General features: G+C 73.0%; 19 protein-coding genes. 11 read left to right on the top strand and 8 right to left on the bottom strand.

Features of this window, described 5'->3' with window-relative positions; translation table 11 throughout:
- The first annotated feature begins 146 nt into the window (after window positions 1-146).
- Complete coding sequence (locus ACFYX3_RS04565) at window positions 147-1,136, top strand: aldo/keto reductase (RefSeq protein ID WP_389007855.1); 990 nt, start codon at window positions 147-149, stop codon at window positions 1,134-1,136.
- 15 nt (window positions 1,137-1,151) lie between these two features.
- On the opposite strand, the gene ACFYX3_RS04560 is transcribed toward ACFYX3_RS04565, so the two are convergent.
- A complete protein-coding gene (locus ACFYX3_RS04560; protein WP_389007853.1) occupies window positions 1,152-1,640 on the bottom strand; it encodes a MarR family winged helix-turn-helix transcriptional regulator in 489 nt (162 codons plus the stop codon).
- 101 nt (window positions 1,641-1,741) lie between these two features.
- Here ACFYX3_RS04560 and ACFYX3_RS04555 point away from each other — a divergent pair, with 101 nt between their 5' ends.
- Window positions 1,742-2,146 carry a carboxymuconolactone decarboxylase family protein gene (locus ACFYX3_RS04555; protein WP_389008117.1) on the top strand — a complete coding sequence of 135 codons (405 nt, stop codon included), beginning with the start codon at window positions 1,742-1,744 and terminating at the stop codon, window positions 2,144-2,146.
- Here the strand turns inward: ACFYX3_RS04555 and ACFYX3_RS04550 are convergent.
- Together ACFYX3_RS04550 and ACFYX3_RS04545 are read right to left on the bottom strand one after the other, a co-directional pair.
- Window positions 2,130-2,840, bottom strand: a complete 711-nt coding sequence (locus ACFYX3_RS04550; RefSeq protein WP_389007851.1) for a GDSL-type esterase/lipase family protein — start codon at window positions 2,838-2,840, stop codon at window positions 2,130-2,132. The genes ACFYX3_RS04555 and ACFYX3_RS04550 overlap by 17 nt on opposite strands.
- Window positions 2,841-2,897: 57 nt before the next feature.
- Window positions 2,898-3,743: an alpha/beta fold hydrolase gene (locus ACFYX3_RS04545; protein ID WP_389007849.1), complete on the bottom strand. Its 846-nt coding sequence runs from the start codon at window positions 3,741-3,743 to the stop codon at window positions 2,898-2,900.
- Between the two features lie 170 nt (window positions 3,744-3,913).
- Here ACFYX3_RS04545 and ACFYX3_RS04540 point away from each other — a divergent pair, with 170 nt between their 5' ends.
- Window positions 3,914-4,900 (top strand): WD40 repeat domain-containing protein, encoded by a 987-nt coding sequence (locus ACFYX3_RS04540; protein ID WP_389007847.1) that lies wholly within the window; start codon window positions 3,914-3,916, stop codon window positions 4,898-4,900.
- A gap of 66 nt (window positions 4,901-4,966) precedes the next feature.
- Here the strand turns inward: ACFYX3_RS04540 and serC are convergent, their stop codons facing one another.
- Window positions 4,967-6,085 (bottom strand): phosphoserine transaminase, encoded by a 1,119-nt coding sequence (serC, locus tag ACFYX3_RS04535; RefSeq protein WP_376585708.1) that lies wholly within the window; start codon window positions 6,083-6,085, stop codon window positions 4,967-4,969.
- Window positions 6,086-6,136: 51 nt separating this feature from the next.
- On the opposite strand from serC, the gene ACFYX3_RS04530 reads away from it, so the two are divergent.
- Window positions 6,137-8,914 (top strand): FAD-binding and (Fe-S)-binding domain-containing protein, encoded by a 2,778-nt coding sequence (locus ACFYX3_RS04530; protein WP_389007844.1) that lies wholly within the window; start codon window positions 6,137-6,139, stop codon window positions 8,912-8,914.
- Window positions 8,915-8,961: 47 nt separating this feature from the next.
- Here the strand turns inward: ACFYX3_RS04530 and ACFYX3_RS04525 are convergent, their stop codons facing one another.
- Window positions 8,962-9,288 carry a rhodanese-like domain-containing protein gene (locus ACFYX3_RS04525; protein WP_389007842.1) on the bottom strand — a complete coding sequence of 109 codons (327 nt, stop codon included), beginning with the start codon at window positions 9,286-9,288 and terminating at the stop codon, window positions 8,962-8,964.
- Window positions 9,289-9,324: 36 nt separating this feature from the next.
- Here ACFYX3_RS04525 and ACFYX3_RS04520 point away from each other — a divergent pair, with 36 nt between their 5' ends.
- A complete protein-coding gene (locus ACFYX3_RS04520) occupies window positions 9,325-9,942 on the top strand; it encodes a TetR/AcrR family transcriptional regulator (RefSeq protein WP_389007840.1) in 618 nt (205 codons plus the stop codon).
- An 8-nt stretch (window positions 9,943-9,950) separates the two neighbouring features.
- On the opposite strand, the gene ACFYX3_RS04515 is transcribed toward ACFYX3_RS04520, so the two are convergent.
- The gene (locus ACFYX3_RS04515; RefSeq protein ID WP_389007838.1) at window positions 9,951-10,334 is read right to left on the bottom strand and encodes a DUF4440 domain-containing protein; all 384 of its coding nucleotides are present in this window, start codon (window positions 10,332-10,334) and stop codon (window positions 9,951-9,953) included.
- 221 nt (window positions 10,335-10,555) lie between these two features.
- On the bottom strand, window positions 10,556-11,413 hold the full coding sequence (locus ACFYX3_RS04510; RefSeq protein ID WP_389007836.1) for a LysR family transcriptional regulator: 858 nt from the start codon (window positions 11,411-11,413) through the stop codon (window positions 10,556-10,558).
- Window positions 11,414-11,601: 188 nt separating this feature from the next.
- Here ACFYX3_RS04510 and ACFYX3_RS04505 point away from each other — a divergent pair, with 188 nt between their 5' ends.
- Window positions 11,602-12,486, top strand: a complete 885-nt coding sequence (locus ACFYX3_RS04505) for a DMT family transporter (RefSeq protein ID WP_389008114.1) — start codon at window positions 11,602-11,604, stop codon at window positions 12,484-12,486.
- A 53-nt stretch (window positions 12,487-12,539) separates the two neighbouring features.
- Here the strand turns inward: ACFYX3_RS04505 and ACFYX3_RS04500 are convergent, their stop codons facing one another.
- Complete coding sequence (locus ACFYX3_RS04500) at window positions 12,540-12,821, bottom strand: hypothetical protein (RefSeq protein ID WP_389007834.1); 282 nt, start codon at window positions 12,819-12,821, stop codon at window positions 12,540-12,542.
- Between the two features lie 183 nt (window positions 12,822-13,004).
- On the opposite strand from ACFYX3_RS04500, the gene ACFYX3_RS04495 reads away from it, so the two are divergent.
- From ACFYX3_RS04495 to ACFYX3_RS04475, 5 genes are all read left to right on the top strand, one after another.
- On the top strand, window positions 13,005-13,382 hold the full coding sequence (locus tag ACFYX3_RS04495; RefSeq protein ID WP_116159544.1) for a VOC family protein: 378 nt from the start codon (window positions 13,005-13,007) through the stop codon (window positions 13,380-13,382).
- A gap of 122 nt (window positions 13,383-13,504) precedes the next feature.
- A complete protein-coding gene (locus tag ACFYX3_RS04490; RefSeq protein WP_389007832.1) occupies window positions 13,505-13,702 on the top strand; it encodes a DUF1272 domain-containing protein in 198 nt (65 codons plus the stop codon).
- 23 nt (window positions 13,703-13,725) lie between these two features.
- Window positions 13,726-14,067, top strand: coding sequence for a hypothetical protein (locus ACFYX3_RS04485; RefSeq protein ID WP_389007830.1), 342 nt, complete (start codon window positions 13,726-13,728; stop codon window positions 14,065-14,067).
- Between the two features lie 148 nt (window positions 14,068-14,215).
- The gene (locus tag ACFYX3_RS04480; protein ID WP_376585732.1) at window positions 14,216-15,877 is read left to right on the top strand and encodes an arginine decarboxylase; all 1,662 of its coding nucleotides are present in this window, start codon (window positions 14,216-14,218) and stop codon (window positions 15,875-15,877) included.
- Between the two features lie 33 nt (window positions 15,878-15,910).
- Window positions 15,911-17,509, top strand: a complete 1,599-nt coding sequence (locus ACFYX3_RS04475) for a class I adenylate-forming enzyme family protein (protein ID WP_389007827.1) — start codon at window positions 15,911-15,913, stop codon at window positions 17,507-17,509.
- Window positions 17,510-17,552: the final 43 nt, after the last annotated feature.

Below are 17,552 nucleotides of genomic sequence, written 5' to 3'. Positions count from 1 at the left end.
CCTCTGCGGGCCGGTCGTCACGACCGTACGAGCGGGGCCGATACGCCGTCTATGCGGAAACGCGACTATGTGCGTTGTCGCATAAATGGGCGGCTGAGCGATCGGCTCTTGCTTGGAGTGGGCTCGAAGCAGTTGGCTTGTGCCTCATGAAGTACACGCAGCTCGGACGCACGGGACTCAAGGTCAGCCGACTCGTCCTCGGCACGATGAACTTCGGTCCGCAGACAGACGAACCGACCAGCCACGGCATCCTGGATGCCGCGCTCGACGCAGGTCTGAACTTCGTAGACACCGCGAACGTCTACGGGTGGGCGGAGAACAAGGGGCGGACGGAGTCGATCATCGGCTCCTGGTTCGCCAAGGGCGACGGCCGCCGTGACCGTACGGTCCTCGCCACCAAGGTGTACGGGAACATGGGCCCCGACGGTGAGGCCTGGCCGAACCACGACAAGCTCTCGGCGCTCAACATCCGCCGGGCCGTCGAGGCCAGTCTCAAGCGGCTCGGTACCGACTACATCGACGTCTACCAGTTCCACCACGTCGACCGTGCCACTCCCTTCGAGGAGATCTGGCAGGCCGTCGACGTTCTCATCCAGCAGGGCAAGGTGCTCTACGCCGGGTCCTCCAACTTCCCCGGCTACAAGATCGCCCAGGCCAACGAGGTCGCCGCCCGGCGCGGCTCGGTCGGGCTCGTCAGCGAGCAGTGCCTCTACAACCTCTTCGAGCGGCGCGCCGAGATGGAGGTGATCCCGGCCGCGCAGGAGTACGGCCTCGGGGTCATCCCCTGGTCGCCGCTGCACGGCGGCCTCCTCGGCGGCGTCCTGAAGAAGGAGATCGAGGGCAAGCGGCGCACGGAGGGGCGCGCGGCGGCGACGCTCGCCGACCCGGTGGTGCGGGCGCAGCTCCAGGCGTACGAGGACCTGCTCGACAAGCACGGCCTCCAGCCCGGTGAGACGGCTCTGGCGTGGCTGCTGACCCGGCCCGGCGTCACCGGTCCGATCGTCGGGCCCCGCACCCCCGAGCAGCTGGCGGGCGCGCTGCGTGCGCTGGAGCTCGAGCTGAGCGAGGAGGTCCTCGCCGGGCTCGACGAGGTCTTCCCGGGGCCGGGGCCGTCTCCGGAGGCCTTCGCCTGGTGATCCCTTGGGGATGACTCAGGGCGTGCCCAGCCAGCTCGTGGCGTCCAGGCGGAACGCCGTCTCCTCGGGGACGACGTTCCGCAGGGCCGCCTCCATGTCCCGGACGCGGTCCGGGCCGAGGGCGGCGATCCATTCCGCCCGCAGGTCGTCGAAGATCGCGGCGGAGCGGGCGAGGGCGTCGTATCCGCGCGGGGTGAGCCGGACGAGTTTGCGGCGGGCGTCGGCGGGGTCGTCGGCGCGCTCGGCGTAGCCGACGGCGAGCAGCCGGTCGACGGTCTTGCCGGCGGCCTGCTTGGAGACGCCGAGGCGCCGCCCGATGTCGCTCGCGGTGGCGCCGTGCACCCCGATGGCCTGCATGGCGAAGCCGTGGGCGGGGCGCATCTCGGGGTGGCCCTCGTCGGCGAGGCGGGCGTGGAGCCGGTCGATGAGGGTGCGGAAGCCGCCGAAGAGGAGCAGGGGGAGTTCGTACCCGGGCGTGTCGCGCACGGGTACCCCCTTGCCCATATCGACAACCTGGTTTACGTTTTCTCCAGCGACATGGTCAACCATGTTGTCTATTCTAGTCCGTCCACCCTGGGGGAACCGCCTTGTCCGCACCGCTCGACATGTCCGCCCGCACCGCCGCCGCCGTCGCCCTCCTCAAGGAGACCTCCCCGGAGACCCTCGACGGCTTCCTCAAGCTCAGCGCGATCTTCGAGTCCACCACCCTCGACCCGCACTCCCGCGAGACCGTCGTCCTGACCGTCGCCGAGCGCAACCAGTGTCACCTCTGCGTCGACATGCACGAGGCCAAGATGGCCGCCCTCGGGCCCGCACCCGACGCCGAACGCCTCTCCGCGGTAAGGAAGTTCACGCTCCAGGTCCTCGCCTCCTCGGGCGCGGTCACCGACGAGGACCTCGCCGCCTTCGAGAAGGCCGGCCACACCCGCCGCAACGCCCTGGAGGTCGTCCTCGGCATCGGGGCGTACACGCTGTCGACGTTCGCCAACCGGCTCACGCGAGCGGCCTGACCCCGTACACCCCGTGCACCCCGTAGGGGCCGCCCAGGCCCCACGCCTGGTGCATCGCGTCGGCGAAGGCGCCGGCCAGCTTGTGCTCGCCGCTCGGGCCGGGGTGCGTGCCGTCGTACGTGTCGGTCCCGAGGTCGTACGACTCCGGGATCGTCGCGAGCAGCAGCGGCGAGGCGGCCGTGTCCAGGTCGGCGACCGCCTTCGCGAGGAGCTCGTTGAAGCGGGCGCACTCGGCGGCGAACGGGGCGTCGTACCCGGCGCGGACGTTGGGGATGACCGGCAGGAGGACGGCCCTCACGTGCGGGTTCGCGGCCCGGGCCGCCGCCACGAACGCCCGGACGTTCTCCTCGGTCTGGTCGCTGTTCGTGTAGAAGCCCAGGTCGATCAGGCCGAGGGAGATCAGCAGGACGTCCGCCCCCGTCGCCGTGACGGTCCCGCCGATCAACGGCGCCATGTGCAGCCAGCCCTCGCCCCAGCCGGCCAGATGCCGCCGGGCGTCGGCGGGGAACGCGGGGTCGGGGTACGCCTCCGACGACGCCGCGTCGGTGGCGGGGTCGTACAGGCCGGAGCGCGGGCCGACGATCTCGTACCCGCTCGGAAGCGTGGCCTCCAGGTGCTCCCACATGCGGTAGCGCCAGGTCCAGTCGCCGGCGCGTCCGATGGTCATGCTGTCGCCGACGAACAGAAAACGCATGGTCACATCATTGCGGACGGTGTCCCGGAGCTGCGACGTGATCCGGGACACCAGCGCCTACCGCAGGAAGGTGTTCACCGTCGTCGCGAGCCACTCCGCGTCGTCGTGCCACGGGAAGTGCCCCGCCCCCGCCAGGACAGCGAGCTCGGCCTTCGGGAACAGCTCCGCGTACGCCGTTGCCGTCGGCACCGGCGTGTTCGCGTCGCCCTCCCCGGCCACGACCAGCACCGGACGGCCGAACTCCGCGAACACCGCGCGCGTGGCCGCCGGTTCGAAGGCGCCCTCGCCGGCGTAGGCCCCCGCGGCCTCGCCGTTCCGCTGCCGGTGGCTCTCGGCGTGCCGCTCCCGAGCCGCCTCGTCCCAGGTCCCGTGGAAGAACGGCGCGATCGCCTGGAAGGCCTCCGCCGAACCGCGCCCCGCCGCCAGCTCCCCGAGCGCCGCGTACGCCGGACCGAACCACGGCTCCCGCTCCCGCCACGGCTGCCGGGCCGCCGCGAGCCGCTCCTCGCCGCTCGTGTCGAGCCCGACGGCCGCCGTGCCCGGGGTGAGGAGGACCAGACGGGCCACCCGCTCCGGGTACCGGGCCGTGTACAGCGCGGCCAGGTTGGCGCCCGCCGAGTGCCCGAGGAGGTCGATCGTGTCGAGCCCCAGGTGCACGCGCAGCGCCTCGACGTCCTCGACCTGCCGGTCGCAGCGGTACGAGGCCGGGTCCTCCGGCACCGCGGACCCGCCGGTGCCCCGCAGGTCGAGGCGGATCAGGGTGCGGTGGGCGTCGAGCCCGCCGAGGTCGCCCAGATAGGCGGAGTCCTGCATGGGACCGCCGGGCAGACAGACCAGCGGGGCGCCGGAACCGGACGCGTGGTGGGCGAGGAGGGTGCCGTCGGGGGCGGGAAAGGTAGGCATGGGCGCGACCATGACAGCGGCCCGGGGGTAGGTCAAACGGGTTTCCGGCAGCGCGTGGGGCCGGCTTGCGCGGCCCGTCCGTGGGGTCGGCCCGCGAGGCCCCGGCCGCCCCCGATCGGCCCCCGGCGCTGGTCGGCCGGGTTTCCGTGCCGCCGTGGCACGCTTGATCCATGCGATCTGCTCTGTGCGCCCTCGGCGCGGCCGCCGCCCTCGTGCTGCTCCCGGCCGGCCATGCCCGTGCCGAAGGGCAGGAACCCGACCGGGACTTCACGATCCAGGACCCCCGGATCACCGAGTCCAGCGGCCTCGCCGCGAGCCGCGCCCACCCCGGGATCTACTGGACGCACAACGACCAGGACGCACCCCTGATCTACGGCGTCGACTCCCGTACGGGAAAGACCGTCGCCACCCTCACCATGGCCGGCGTCGGCACCCCCCGTGACATGGAGGGGATCTCCGTCGGCCCGGACGGCGACATCTACGTCGGCGACATCGGCGACAACCTCGACGGCTCCTGGGACCACGTCTGGATCTACCGCTTCCCCGAGCCGGAGACCCTGAAGGACCAGACCGTCAAGGCGAAGCAGTACGTCGTGAAGTACGCCGACGGGGCCCGCAACGCCGAGGCCCTGATGGTCCATCCGAAGACCGGCCGGGTGTACATCGCGAGCAAGAACGAGGACGGCGGCGGCCTGTACGCGGGCCCCGAGCGGCTCTCCTCGTCCGACACGAACGTCTTCCGGCGTGTGGGGGAGGTCCCCTGGGTGACGGACGGCGCGTTCTCGCCGGACGGCGACCGGCTCGTCCTGCGCGGCTACTTCATGGCCAAGGAGTACGCCTGGAAGGACGGCCGCCCGGGCGACGACGGCACGGCGATCGGGGCCCCCTTCCAGGGTCAGGCGGAGTCCGTGACGTACACGCCGGACGGCTCGGCCTTCATGTTCGGCTCGGAGGGGAAGAACAGCCGGGTGGTGCGGGTCGACCGGGACCCGGAGCACCCCTCGGACTCGCCGACCGCGCGGACGCCGGGCGCGCCGAAGACCCCGGCGGCGCAGAACCAGGGGGACGGCCAGGGGAGCGCCACCACCGGCTTCCTCGTCCTCGCGGGCGCCACGGTCCTCGTGGTCGGCCTGAAGCGGCTGTTCCGCAAGGGGTGACCCGAGGGACGCCGAAGGGCCCGGAGTCGGTCGTGTCCGACGCCGGGCCCTTCGTACGGCTTCCGGTTACAGCTGGCCGATGACGTAGTCGATGCAGGCCGTGAGCGCCCGCACGTCCGCCGGGTCGATCGCCGGGAACATCGCGATCCGCAGCTGGTTGCGGCCCAGCTTCCGGTACGGCTCGGTGTCCACGATCCCGTTGGCGCGCAGCACCTTCGCGACCGCCGCCGCGTCGATCTCGTCCGCGAAGTCGATCGTGCCGATGACCTGCGAGCGCTTCGCCGCGTCGGTGACGAACGGGGTCGCGTACTTCGACTCCTCGGCCCACGTGTAGAGGGCGTCCGAGGACTCCTTCGTCCGGGCCACGGCCCAGTCCAGACCACCCTGGCCGTTGATCCACTTCAGCTGCTCGTTGAGCAGGAAGAGGGTCGAGAGCGCCGGGGTGTTGTACGTCTGGTTCTTCAGCGAGTTGTCGATCGCCGTGGGGAGGGAGAAGAACTCGGGGATGTGACGGCCCGAGTCGTGGATCTTCTGCGCGCGCTCCAGGGCGGCCGGGGAGAAGGCTGCGAGCCACAGGCCGCCCTCGGCGGCGAAGGACTTCTGCGGGGCGAAGTAGTAGACGTCCGTCTCGGTGATGTCGACCGGGAGGCCGCCCGCGCCGGAGGTCGCGTCGACCAGGACGAGCGCGCCCTCGTCGGCGCCCGCGACCCGCTTGATCGGGGCGGCGACACCGGTGGAGGTCTCGTTGTGCGTGTACGCGTAGACGTCGGCGCCCGCCTCGGCCACCGGCTCCGGGTGGGTGCCCGGGTCGGAGGAGATCACGGTCGGCTCGGCAAGCCAGGGAGCCAGCTTGGCGGCCTTCGCGAACTTGGAGGAGAACTCGCCGAAGGTGAGGTGCTGCGACTTGTTCTCGATGAGACCGTGGGTCGCGACGTCCCAGAAGGCGGTGGAGCCGCCGTTGCCCAGGATCACCTCGTAGCCCTCGGGCAGCGAGAAGAGGTCGGAGATGCCGGTACGTACCTCGCCGACCAGGTTCTTGACCGGAGCCTGGCGGTGGGACGTGCCGAGGAGGGAGGTGCCGGTGGCGGCCAGGGCGTCCAGCGCCTCCGTACGCACCTTGGAGGGGCCCGCGCCGAAACGGCCGTCGGCGGGCTTGATGTCAGCGGGAATCTGGATCTCAGCCACGAGGCGGAGAGTATCGGGTCGGGGAGGCGCCGGTCGCCGGATGTCCGCCCGATGAGACGAAACGTGGGACATCCTGGCGTTGTGGGAACACACGACGAAGACCCGTCCGGACTCGCCTCCGACCTGCGCGCGGCCGTCGCCGGAGACGTCGACTTCTCCGTCACCGCGAGGGCGCTCGCGACGATGGACGCCTCCAACTACCGCCGTGTACCGGCCGGTACGGTCGCGCCGCGCGACGCCGACGACATCGCGGCCGTGGTCGAGGTGTGCCGCGCGCACGACACCACGCCGGTGGTCGCGAGAGGTGCCGGGACCTCGATCGGAGGCCAGGCGACCGGCACCGGCGTCGTGCTCGACCTCACACGGCACATGGGCGGGATCGTCTCCCTGGACCCCTCGTCGCGCACCGCCGTCGTCCGGCCGGGCCTCGTTCTGGACCGGTTGCGGGAGGCCGCCCGGCCGTACGGGCTGACCTTCGGCCCCGACCCGTCCACGCACAGCCGCTGCACCCTCGGCGGCATGATCGGCAACAACGCCTGCGGGGCGCACTCGGTCGCGTGGGGGACCACGGCGGACAACGTGCGCTCGCTGGACGTGGTGACGTACCGGGGCGAGAGGTTGACGTTGGGGAGGGGCGGGGAGGGCGCTCCGGCGGGTCTGCTGGATCTCGTCGAGCGGAATTTGGCCCTCCTCCGTACGGGCTACCCGGCAGGGCTCCCGCGCCGGATCTCCGGGTACGCCCTCGACGCGCTGCTCCCCGAGCGCGGCGTCGACGTGGCCCGCTCCTTCTGTGGCAGCGAGGGCACGCTCGGGGTGGTGACGGAGGCGACGGTCGCGCTCGTCCCGCTGCCGGCCGAGCCGGTGCTCGTCGTCCTCGGGTACGCGGACGAGAGCGCGGCGGCGGACGCCGCGGCGGGACTCCTTCCGTACGGGCCGCTGACCGTGGAGGGCATGGCGGCGGACTTGGTGCGGGGCGGCACGGAGGGGTTGCCGAAGGGTGGGGCGTGGCTGTTCTGCGAGGTCGACGGTGACGGCGCGGCGCGTGAGCTGGTCAGGTCGGCGGACGCGGTCGACGCGGCCGTGGTGCGGGAGGCGGCCGGGCAGCGGGCGCTGTGGCGGATCCGGGAGGACGCGGCGGGGACGGCGACCCGGATGCCGGGGGGCGGGGACGCCTGGCCGGGGTGGGAGGACTGCGCGGTGCCGCCGGCGCGGCTCGGCGCGTACCTCCGTGAATTCCGGTCGCTGCTGGCCGAGTTCGGCCTCCGGGGGATCCCGTACGGGCACTTCGGGGACGGGTGCGTGCACGTGCGGATCGATTTCGACTGGTGGAGCGGGGAGGGCGTACGGGACTTCCGGCGGTTCTCGGAGGCGGTCGCGGACCTCGTGGTCGCCCACGGGGGATCCCTGTCGGGGGAGCACGGCGACGGGCAGGCGCGGGCCGAGCTGCTGCCGAGGATGTACGGGGAGGAGCTGGTCGGCCTCTTCGGCGCGGTGAAGGACGTGTGGGACCCGGACGGGGGGCTCAACCCGGGGATGCTGGTGCGGCCGCGGCGGCTGGACGAGGGGCTGCGGTTCGAGGGGCTGCTGCCGGTGGAGGGGGTGGGGAGGTCCGCCGCCAGGTGCGTGGGGGTGGCCAAGTGCCGGGTGGAGGGCCCGAGTTCGGGGCCGGGGGTGATGTGCCCCTCGTACCGGGCGACGGGGGAGGAGAAGCACTCCACCCGGGGGCGGGCGCGGCTCCTGCACGAGATGGCGCTCGGTGAGGTCATCACGGACGGCTGGCGCTCGGAGGAGGTGCGGGAGGCGCTCGACCTGTGCCTGTCGTGCAAGGGCTGCCGGAGCGACTGCCCGGTGGGCGTCGACATGGCCGCGTACAAGGCGGAGTTCCTCGACCGGCACTACGCGGGCCCGGGGGGTCTGTGGCGTCGGCCCCGCTCGCACTGGACGATGGGCCGGCTCCCGGGATGGCTGGCGCACTTCGGGCGGGGGCTGAACGCGGCGATGCGGCTGCCGTTCGCGGCGCGGCTCGCGGGGGTGACGCCCGAGCGGACGATGCCGAGGGTCGCGGAACGGTCCTTCGCGTACTGGTTCGCCCAACGCGCCTCGACCCGGCCGCCGTCGCTCACCCTGTGGCCGGACACGTTCACGAACTTCCTGGCGCCGGAGGTGGGCGAGGCGGCGGTCCGCGTCCTGGAGGACGCGGGCCTGGGGGTGGACCTGCCGCCGGGGCGGGTCTGCTGCGGGCTGACGTACGTGTCGACGGGGCAGCTGGGGGCGGCGCGGAAGGTGATGCGGCGGACGCTGGACGTGATGGGGGAGGGGATGGGCCCGGTGGTCGTCCTGGAGCCCTCCTGTGCGGCGACCCTCCGCACGGACCTGCCGGAGCTGCTGCCGGACGACCCCCGTGCGGCGCGTCTCGCGGGGGCGGTCCGCACCTTCGCGGAGGCCCTGGAGGAGCTGGCCCCCGACTGGACCCCGCCCCGCCTCGACCGCCCGGTCACCGGTCAGACCCACTGCCACCAGCACGCGGTCCTGGGCGACACGGCGGACCGCCGCCTCCGCGAACGGGCGGGCCTGAGGGGCGACCTGGCGGGCGGCTGCTGCGGCCTGGCGGGCGACTTCGGCTTCGAACCGGGCCACTACGAGGTCTCGGTCACCATCGCGGAGGACCAGCTCCTGCCGGCCCTCCGCACGTCCGAGGGTGCGACGATCCTGGCGGACGGCTTCTCGTGCAGGACCCAGATCGGCGACCTGACGGACTTGCGGGGACGGCATCTGGCGGAGGTGCTGGCGGAGGGGGTGGAGGAGGGGCTGGGCCAGCCGATGCCTTGACGCGAGGGGCGAAGGCCCGGTGTGGAGTCTTCGCCCCCGGGCGACGGTCAGGCGGATTCGACCGGGAGGCCCGCCTCGACCCAGTCCTGGATGCCCTCGCGGTACTTGCGGACGTTCGTGTAGCCGAGGGCGGTGAGGCGGTCGGCGACCTGTCCGCTGTTGGGGCACGCCGGGTTCGAGCAGTACGTGACGATCGCGGCGTCCAGGTCGGGGAGCAGGGTGGGTGCCTGGGCGTCGACGTCGGCCGGGACGAGGGCGAGGGCGCCGGGGAGGTGCTGCTGGGCGTAGTACTCGCCGCCGAGCGCGTCGACGACGGTCACGGTCTCGGCCTTGATCGCCGTTTCCAGGTCCTCGCGGGTGATGAGTGCGGTCATGCCACTGCCTCCAAGGAATCGGACTACAGTCCTCTTATGACTCACGACGATAGCGGACTGCAGTCCGGTTCTGCAATGCCCCTGGAGCTGCTGCGGACGCCGCCGCCCAAGGAGCGCGCGGACGCGGCCCGGAACCGGGTCGCGGTGCTGGAGGCCGCCGCCAGGCTGTTCGCCGAGCAGGGCGTGGAGGCCGTGTCGATGGATCAGGTCGCCGCCGCCGCCGGCGTCGGCAAGGGCACGCTGTTCCGCCGGTTCGGGGACAAGTCGGGGCTCGCCGCCGCGCTGCTCGACGCCCGTGAACGCGTCCTGCAGGAGGCGATCCTGCACGGGCCGCCCCCGCTCGGCCCCGGGGCGCCGGACGAGGAGCGCCTGGCCGCGTTCCTCGACGCCTACTTCGACTACCTGCTCGAGCACCTGGCGCTGGTCCGGATGTCCGAGACCGCCACTCCCGGCGCCCGCTACAGGATCGGGGCGTACCGGTTCTGGCACCGGCACGTGGCGATCCTGCTCGCCTCCGCGCCCGACCCCGACCACGCCGCCCACGCCCTGCTCGCCGCCGTGGCGGCCGACCACGTCGCGGCGCTCCTGCCGGAGCTGGGCGAAGCGCGCATGCGCGCCGGCCTGCTGCGCCTCGCCCGGTCGCTCACCTGCTGATCACGGCCTCACGCGTCGGGCACGGGCGTGGCCTGGTGGTAGTACATCCGCCAGCCGGACGCATCGTCCAGCTTCCGCCAGATCGAGCTCCTGCGGGCCCGCCTGCCGTCGAGGACGGTCTCGAACGTCAGGTGCACGATCCCCGGTGCGAGGACGGTGCCGGTCATCTCCGTGGGGAGGTACTGCGGGCCCTCGTCGGCCGCGCCCTGCATGACCGGCAGCGACGAGAGCATCGACTCCCGGTCCCACGTGCGCCCCGAGGCGCCCACCTCCGTGAACTCCGGATCGAGGAGTGCGTCCGACAGTGCCGCGGACGACCGCACGGCCGGGCTCAGCAGCCGCAGCTCCCGCTCGATGACCTCGGCCACCATGTCTTCGCCGTTCATGTCCATCGGGGCATCCTGCCGTGGCGGGCCCGGGTGTGCGCAAGCGACTTGACGGTGTCGGCCGCCGTGGCGAGGCCCCGTGTGCTCGCCGAACGGCGGGCCGTGCGCCCGCCCCTCGTCGTCGGTCACGACGTAGCACGGTTCGGTCCTCGAGACGGCTGCGTGCGGGATGCGAACCCGGGCCCTGCACGTCTGGTGCTCGCTGCGGCGGGACGCGCCGACCCCGGTCACCCCCCGCTGACGATCTCCCGCGCCATCGCCACGAGCGCCTCCGTCGCCGGGTGCGGGAAGGCGTCCCGCCAGGCGAGGAGCACCGGGAGCGGGGGCGCGTCCGGGAGGGGGCGGTAGGTGACGCCCGGGTGGGGGTGGAGGGCGGCCGTGGAGGCGGAGGAGACGCCGATGCCCCGGCCGGCGGCGATCGCCGTGAGCCAGTCGTCGGTGTTGGCGACGGTGAGGGTGGCCGCGGGGCGTGCGGTCGCCGGCCAGAGCGCGAGGGTCGTCGTGCCCGAGACCGTGTTGAGGACGACCGTCTCGGCCGCGAGGTCGTCGAGGGTGATCCGGGGGAGGTCGGCGAGCGGACTGTCGGCCGGGAGCGCGGCGACCCGCTCCTCGGTGGTGAGTTCCGCAGTGACGAGGCCGGGCGCCTCCACGGCCCCGCGCAGCAGCGCCGCGTCGACCTCGCCGCGGGCGAGGCCGGCGGTGCGGTCGTCGATGCGGAGGAGTTCCAGCGGGGTCTCGGGGTGGGCGCGCTGCCAGCGCCGGAGCAGGGGAGTGGTGTACGGGCCGAAGGCCGACCAGGCGTGTCCGAGGCGCAGGGGGCGGTGGCGCAGGCGCGCCGGGTCGACGGCGGCCTCGAAGGCGGCGAGTGCGGCGGCGGCCCGGTCCTGGAAGGCGCGGCCTTCGGCGGTGAGCGCGAGGTGGTGGGTGGAGCGGTCGACGAGCCGGGCGCCGAGGTGCTGTTCCAGGGCGGCGAGCGTACGGGAGACGGCGGGCTGGGTGAGGTGGAGCCGGGCTGCCGCCCTGGTGAGGCTGGACTCCTCGGCGATGGCGAGGAAGCAGCGGAGGTGGCGTAGCTCGATGCTCATGCGTCCGGAGCATAACCGCAGCACAATCGGCATTTCCGGCGCCGCGCGGGGGCTCGTAGCGTGGGAGGGGGTATCGGGGTGTGGACCCGACGGGGGTGCATTATTCTGGACTGGGGGTCCATTTCATTGAACCAGCGTGGGTGAAGGAGTCGTCGGTGGACAGTCCGGTCAAGGAGGCGGCCCCGGCAGTGGCCGCGGCTCCCGTGGTGGCGCCGAAGGCGGCCGGTCATCGGCTCGGGCCCGTCGCGCTCGTCGTCGCCGGCGGGCTCTCCGTGCAGTTCGGCTCGGCCGTCGCCGTCCTGCTCATGCCCCGCGCGGGCGCGCTCGGGGTCGTCACCCTGCGGCTCGTGCTCGCCGCCGCCGTCCTGCTGATCGTCTGCCGGCCCAAGGTCCGCGGCTACGGCCGCGCCGACTGGGGGACGATCGTCGCCTTCGGCACCGCCATGGCCGGCATGAACATCCTCTTCTACCAGGCCGCCGACCGGATCCCGCTGGGCGCCGCCGTGACCCTGGAGGTCCTCGGCCCGCTCGTCCTCTCCGTGGTCGCCTCGCGCCGGCTGGTGAACCTCCTGTGGGCCGGGCTCGCCCTCGGCGGCGTCGTCCTCCTCGGGGGCGGCGGCTTCGACCGCCTGGATCCGGCCGGTGCGGCCTTCGCGCTGGCGGCGGGCGCCATGTGGGCCACGTACATCGTCTTCAGCGCGCGTACGGGCCGCCGTTTCCCGCAGGCGGACGGGCTCGCGCTCGCCATGGCCTTCGGCGCGGTCCTCAGCCTGCCGTTCGGCATCGCGGAGGCGGGCGACAAGCTCCTCGTGCCGTCGACGATCGGCCTGGGCCTCGCCGTCGCGCTGATGTCCTCGGTCCTCCCGTACACCCTCGAACTCCTCGCCCTGCGCCGGCTGCCCGCGCCGACGTTCGCGATCCTGATGAGCCTGGAACCGGCCATCGCGGCGACGGCCGGCTTCCTGGTCCTCGGTCAGGCCCTGTCGCCGACCGACGCCCTCGCGATCGCCCTGGTGATCGCGGCGAGCATGGGCGCGGTGCGCACGCAGTCCCGCCGGGCCCGGGCGGAGTAGAAGCGGCCGGCCGCCTCCTCGTTCAGGCCGAGGCCGCTTCAGGGCAGGGGATGTCAGTGCGTCGAGACCTGGAAGCAGGCCACGTCGTACTGGGACACGGAGTGGGGGTTGACGGAGTTCTGCGGCTGTTCGCCGGCGTAGTGGGTCCCGGCGACGCCGTCGGGGTTGAACGCGGAGCCCGGGGCCGACTGGGACTGACCCGGGCGGACGGGCTGCTCTTCGCAGGACTGGCTGGGCTGTCCGGCGAAGGCGGGGCCCGCGGCGATGCCCGCGGCGCCCGCCGCCGCGAGGGCGACAGAGGCCACCGCGAGAGCCGCACGCTTCAGCGGATGCATGACCACTCCTCCTTCCGCGGAGTGCCTGTCTATGGGTACGTGTGCGGGGAGGGGATGGATTGCGCGGGCGACCGCCGTCCGGGCGGGCGCGGGGCGTCGGGCCGGGTGACCTCGGTGCCGCGCATCCCGGCGCGGCTCCGGCCCGGCCTGGCCCGCCCCGCCCCGCCCGCCTATGATCCGGCCATGATCGCCGACCTGCAGTGCATCGTCCTGGACTGCTCCGCGCCCCGTGAACTCGCCGTGTTCTACCGGGCCGTGCTCGGCGGGGACGTCGATCGGCCCGATCCGCGCTGGTCCCTCGACGAGGCCTGGTCCACGCTGCACACGCCCGGCGGTCTCGTCCTCTGCTTCCAGGGCGTGCCCGATCACCGCCCGCCGACCTGGCCGGACCCGGAGCGCCCCCAGCAGTCCCATCTCGACTTCGGCGTCCCCGACCTGGACGCGGCCGAGGAGCAGGTCCTCGCGGCCGGGGCGAAGCTCCTCGACGCCGGGTCCGGCGCGCGCGGCTGGCGGGTCTACGCGGACCCGGCGGGGCACCCGTTCTGCCTGGTCAGGCACTGATCCGCGGGCCTCGGCCCCGCTGACCCGATCCTGTCGGTCTTTGGCCGCCGGCCTGTTTCCGCCGCTCGCGTCGGCGTCGACGATGGAGGGGTTCTCAGTCGTACGAGGAGGGGGAGCCGATCGTGGCCCTGGAGATGCGTGACCGGTGCGAGCGCTGTGAGACCGAGGCCCTGGTGCCGGACGGGCCCGCGCGGATCTGTTCGTACGAGTGCAGCTTCTGCGTCCCCTGCGCCGACGCGATGAACGACGTCTGTCCCAACTGCGGCGGCGAGCTGGTGGCGCGCCCGCGGCGCGTCCGCGGTGACAGGGGCGCGTCGTGAGGAGGGGGAGTCGTGCGCTGAGCGTGGTGTTCGCGGCCGTCCTGCTGGGCGGCTGCTCGTCGTCCGACGCCGACGAGGTGAAGGCGTACTGGCAGGACTACTGCACCAGACTGGGCGCCTGGCAGGAGGCGAGGAACTCCGTGGACGCCTTCCCGAAGAAGGCCGGCGGCACGGACGGCGGCGCCGAGGAGCTCGCCCCGGCCGTGATCTCCGCCGCCCAGGTGCTCGACGGGAAGGGGCACGACGAGGACGGCGCCCGCGTCCTCGACGACACCGTCGCCGCGGTCACGGGCGCGGATCTGATGGCCGAGGGGCGCGTCGTGTCCTCCTGCGACCGGGCCGGTTTCGAGACCCTCGTGAAGTAGGCGAGACCGGACAGGCGTCGGAGTGCCGGGATCCGCTTCTTCGGGTGTCCCGGCGCTCGCGCAGGTCGGAGGGGGTGTGGCCGACGGGCTCCATCAGTCTCGCTGATGATAGTTGATACCTTCGCGAAGGTTTTTATTTCATGGGTCCATGACCGCATCCACCAGCTCCACTCCGGAGCCGGCGACACTGCCGGCTCGTTCCGGGGCCTACCCGGACGGCAGGACCCCCCTCGCTGACGCCGTGCTCGCAGTCGCCCGACGTGACATCGCCACGTTCCACGCGCTGCCGCTCTCGCACGGCCGGTCTATCCGCGACTCCCACATGCGGGAGACCTACGAGGCGCTCTTCGGCGTCGCGCAGCTCGCGGCCGACGTGTCCTACAGCGGCACGATGCTCGACTCCTTCTTCCGGCCACGGGGGCCGCTCCGCGAGGCCCAGCGCCTCGCGGCCCGCAGCTTCGGGGCCGACGCCACCTACTTCCTCTCCGCCGGCACGAGCACCGCCAACCGGGTCGCCCTGACCGCGCTGACCCAGCCCGGCTCCCGCGTCCTCGCGGACCGCTCCTGCCACCAGTCGGTGCACTTCGCCCTCAACTCGCTCGGCGTCCAGGTCGCGTACGCCCCGATGCAGCGCTGCTGCGACGGCTGCCCCCGGACGTACGCGGACCTTCCCCGGCTCCTGGAGATGTTCCGCACCGCCGCCGCCGAGGGCCGGCCCTTCGACACCGTCGTCCTCTCCGCCGTCTCCTACGACGGCGTCCGGTACGACCTGCCGACCGTCCTCGCCGAGCTCGCCGCCGTCCACCCCACCGTCTCCGTCCTCGTCGACGAGGCCTGGGGCGCGGCGCACCGCTTCCACCCCCGGCTGCGCCCGCTCACCGCGCTGCACGCCGTCGAGACGCTCCGCGCCGCCGACCCGCGCCTCGCCATGAACGTGGCCGTCACCCACTCCGCGCACAAGTCGATGTCCGCGCTCCGTCAGGGCTCCTACCTGCACCTCATCGGCGACGGAGAGGCCCAGGAGCGCACCGCGCAGGCCCTCTTCCAGCACCACACCACCTCGCCCAGCTGGCCCGTGCTCGCCAGCCTGGACCTGGCCCGGCTCCAGGCCGAGACCGAGGGCGAGTCGCTCCTCGGCCGGTCCCTCGGGCTCGCCCGCACCCTGCGCGTCGAGCTCGCCACGGACCCGCGGCTCTCCGCGTACCGCCCGCTCGGCCCCGACGGCCACCTCACGGACGCCGCGCAGCTCGTCAGCGACGACCCCACCCGGGTCCTCGTCGACATCAGCGCCCTCGGCATCACGGCGGCCGACTTCCGGCGGATGCTCTTCGACGAGTACGCGCTGTACGTGGCCCGGGAGAGCGGGGACGCCGTCCTCTTCCACATCCACATCGGTGTGGACGAGGCGACGCTGCTGCGGCTGCTCGACGCCCTGCGCACCATCCAGCGCACCTACCGGAGCGCCTCCGCGGCCCTGGCCACGGGCACCTCCGAGCACTTCATCATCGCCTACCCGCCCGGCATCCCGATCACGGTGCCCGGCGAGAAGCTCTGCGAGCGGACGCTCAGTCAGATCGACGAGCTGCGCTCCAGCGGCTGCGAGATCTACACGCTGCGGAACCCGACCGTCTCCGCGCGCGAACTCGCCGTCCAGGCCGCCGTCACCGGTTCCGTGCCGGCCACGGCCGACCACCTGACCGTCGAGAACATCACGACCGAGCAGCTCGCCGGTGCGGCTGCCGCCGTCTCGGCCGCCGGCACCACCGCGGCCACCGTCTCGGCCGCCGCGACCGCCGTCGTCACCAGCTGATCCGCCACCCCCCGACTCCGAGGAGAGCACCTCATGATCAAGCTCGCGGACATCCGTAAGCACGCCGCCCGCTGGCCCCAGCGCGTCGCCGTCGTCGACGGCGAGACCCGCATGACCTGGGCGAGCTTCGCCGACAAGGTCAGCCGGGTGGCCTGCGCCATCCAGGACCTGCTGCCCGAGACCCGGCCGGCCCGCGCGGTCTTCCTCGCCGAGAACAGCTGGGAGCTGGTGGTCTCCATGGCCGCCGTCAGCTCCCTCGGCATCCCCTGCGTCGGACTCGACTACAGCGCCGGGCCCGTCGCCACCGCCGCCGCGCTCGACCAGCTGCAGCCGACCGTCGTCATCACCTCGCAGGAGCAGCGGGCCCTCGTCGAGGAGTGCGGCTGGCCGGGCGGCAGAGACATCCTCGACATATTCATCGACAGCGAGCCGGTGGGCCTGCCCGACGGGCAGACCGTCGCGGTCAGCTTCGCCGACCTCCTCGTGTCGGCGCCCGGCGACCCGCAGCCGGTGGAGCAGCCCTTCGAGGCCTTCTCCTTCACCTCCGGCACCAGCGGCGTCCCGAAGATGGTCGTCCGCCGCACCTCCTTCGAGGCCCGCCGCTTCGCCGACCTCGTCGACCAGTACGCCTTCGACGAAGAGGACGTCCACCTCGTCACGGTGCCGCTCTACCACGCCTCCGGGCCGGGCTGGGCGCGCATCTTCCTCACCCTGGGCGGCACGGTCGTCCTCGGCCCGTACGACGACGCCGAGGAGCTCATCCGCATCATCCAGGACGAGGGCGTCTCCACCACCCTGATGGTGCCGCCGGTCCTGGCCCGGGTCGTCGCCCACCCGAACTCCGAGCACCTGCACAAGACCTCACGCCTGCACTTCGTCCTCTCCGGCGGCCGGCACCTCAACCGATGGGTCATCAACAACGCCTGGGACCGCCTCGGTCCGGTGCTCCACCTCTACTACGGGACGACCGAGACCGGCGTGAACGTCATGATCGGCCCCGAGGAGCTGCACGTGGCGCCCTGCCGCTCGGGCCGCCCCATGCCCGGCAACACCGTCGTCGTCCTCGACGCCGACAACAAGCCGCTCCCCAAGGGCAGCCGCGGCCGGGTCGCGATAGCCAGCTACCAGCTGATGGACAGCTACGCGACGAGCGAGCCCGACTTCATGACCCTGGACTACGGCGGCCGTACGCAGCGCTTCCTGCTCACCGGCGACAGCGGGCTCGTCGACGAGGCGGGCCGGCTCGAACTCACCGGCCGCAACGACGGCGTGGCGAAGGCGGAGGCGGGCAAGCCGCTCGACGTCAACATCTTCGGCCTCGAAGCCGATCTGATGGACCTGCCCTGCGTCCGCGAGACGGCCGTCCTGCGCACCAGTCTCCCCGGCGTCGGCGAAGTGCTCGTCGTGCCCTTCACCCCGGTCGCGCCCGAGCGGCAGGAGAGCGGCTACCGGGCGGTCAGCGCCGCCTGCGCCCGCCGGGTGCCGTGCCTCCCGGCGTACGTGGTGCCCGTCGAGGCCATCCCGTACAGCCCCACCGGCAAGGTCCGGGCCGCCCAGCTCCTGGAGTCGGTCCTGCCGCTGCTCGACATCCGGCCGACGGAGGACCGCGAGCTGGAGTCCGCCGGGGTCTGACCCCCGCCCGTTCGCCCGACAGCCCCCCGCAAGCGTGGCCGGG

The sequence above is a fragment of the Streptomyces sp. NPDC002463 genome (assembly GCF_042889835.1).
Lineage (GTDB): Bacteria > Actinomycetota > Actinomycetes > Streptomycetales > Streptomycetaceae > Streptomyces > Streptomyces nymphaeiformis.
This window is presented reverse-complemented; position numbering and strand designations above follow the sequence as displayed.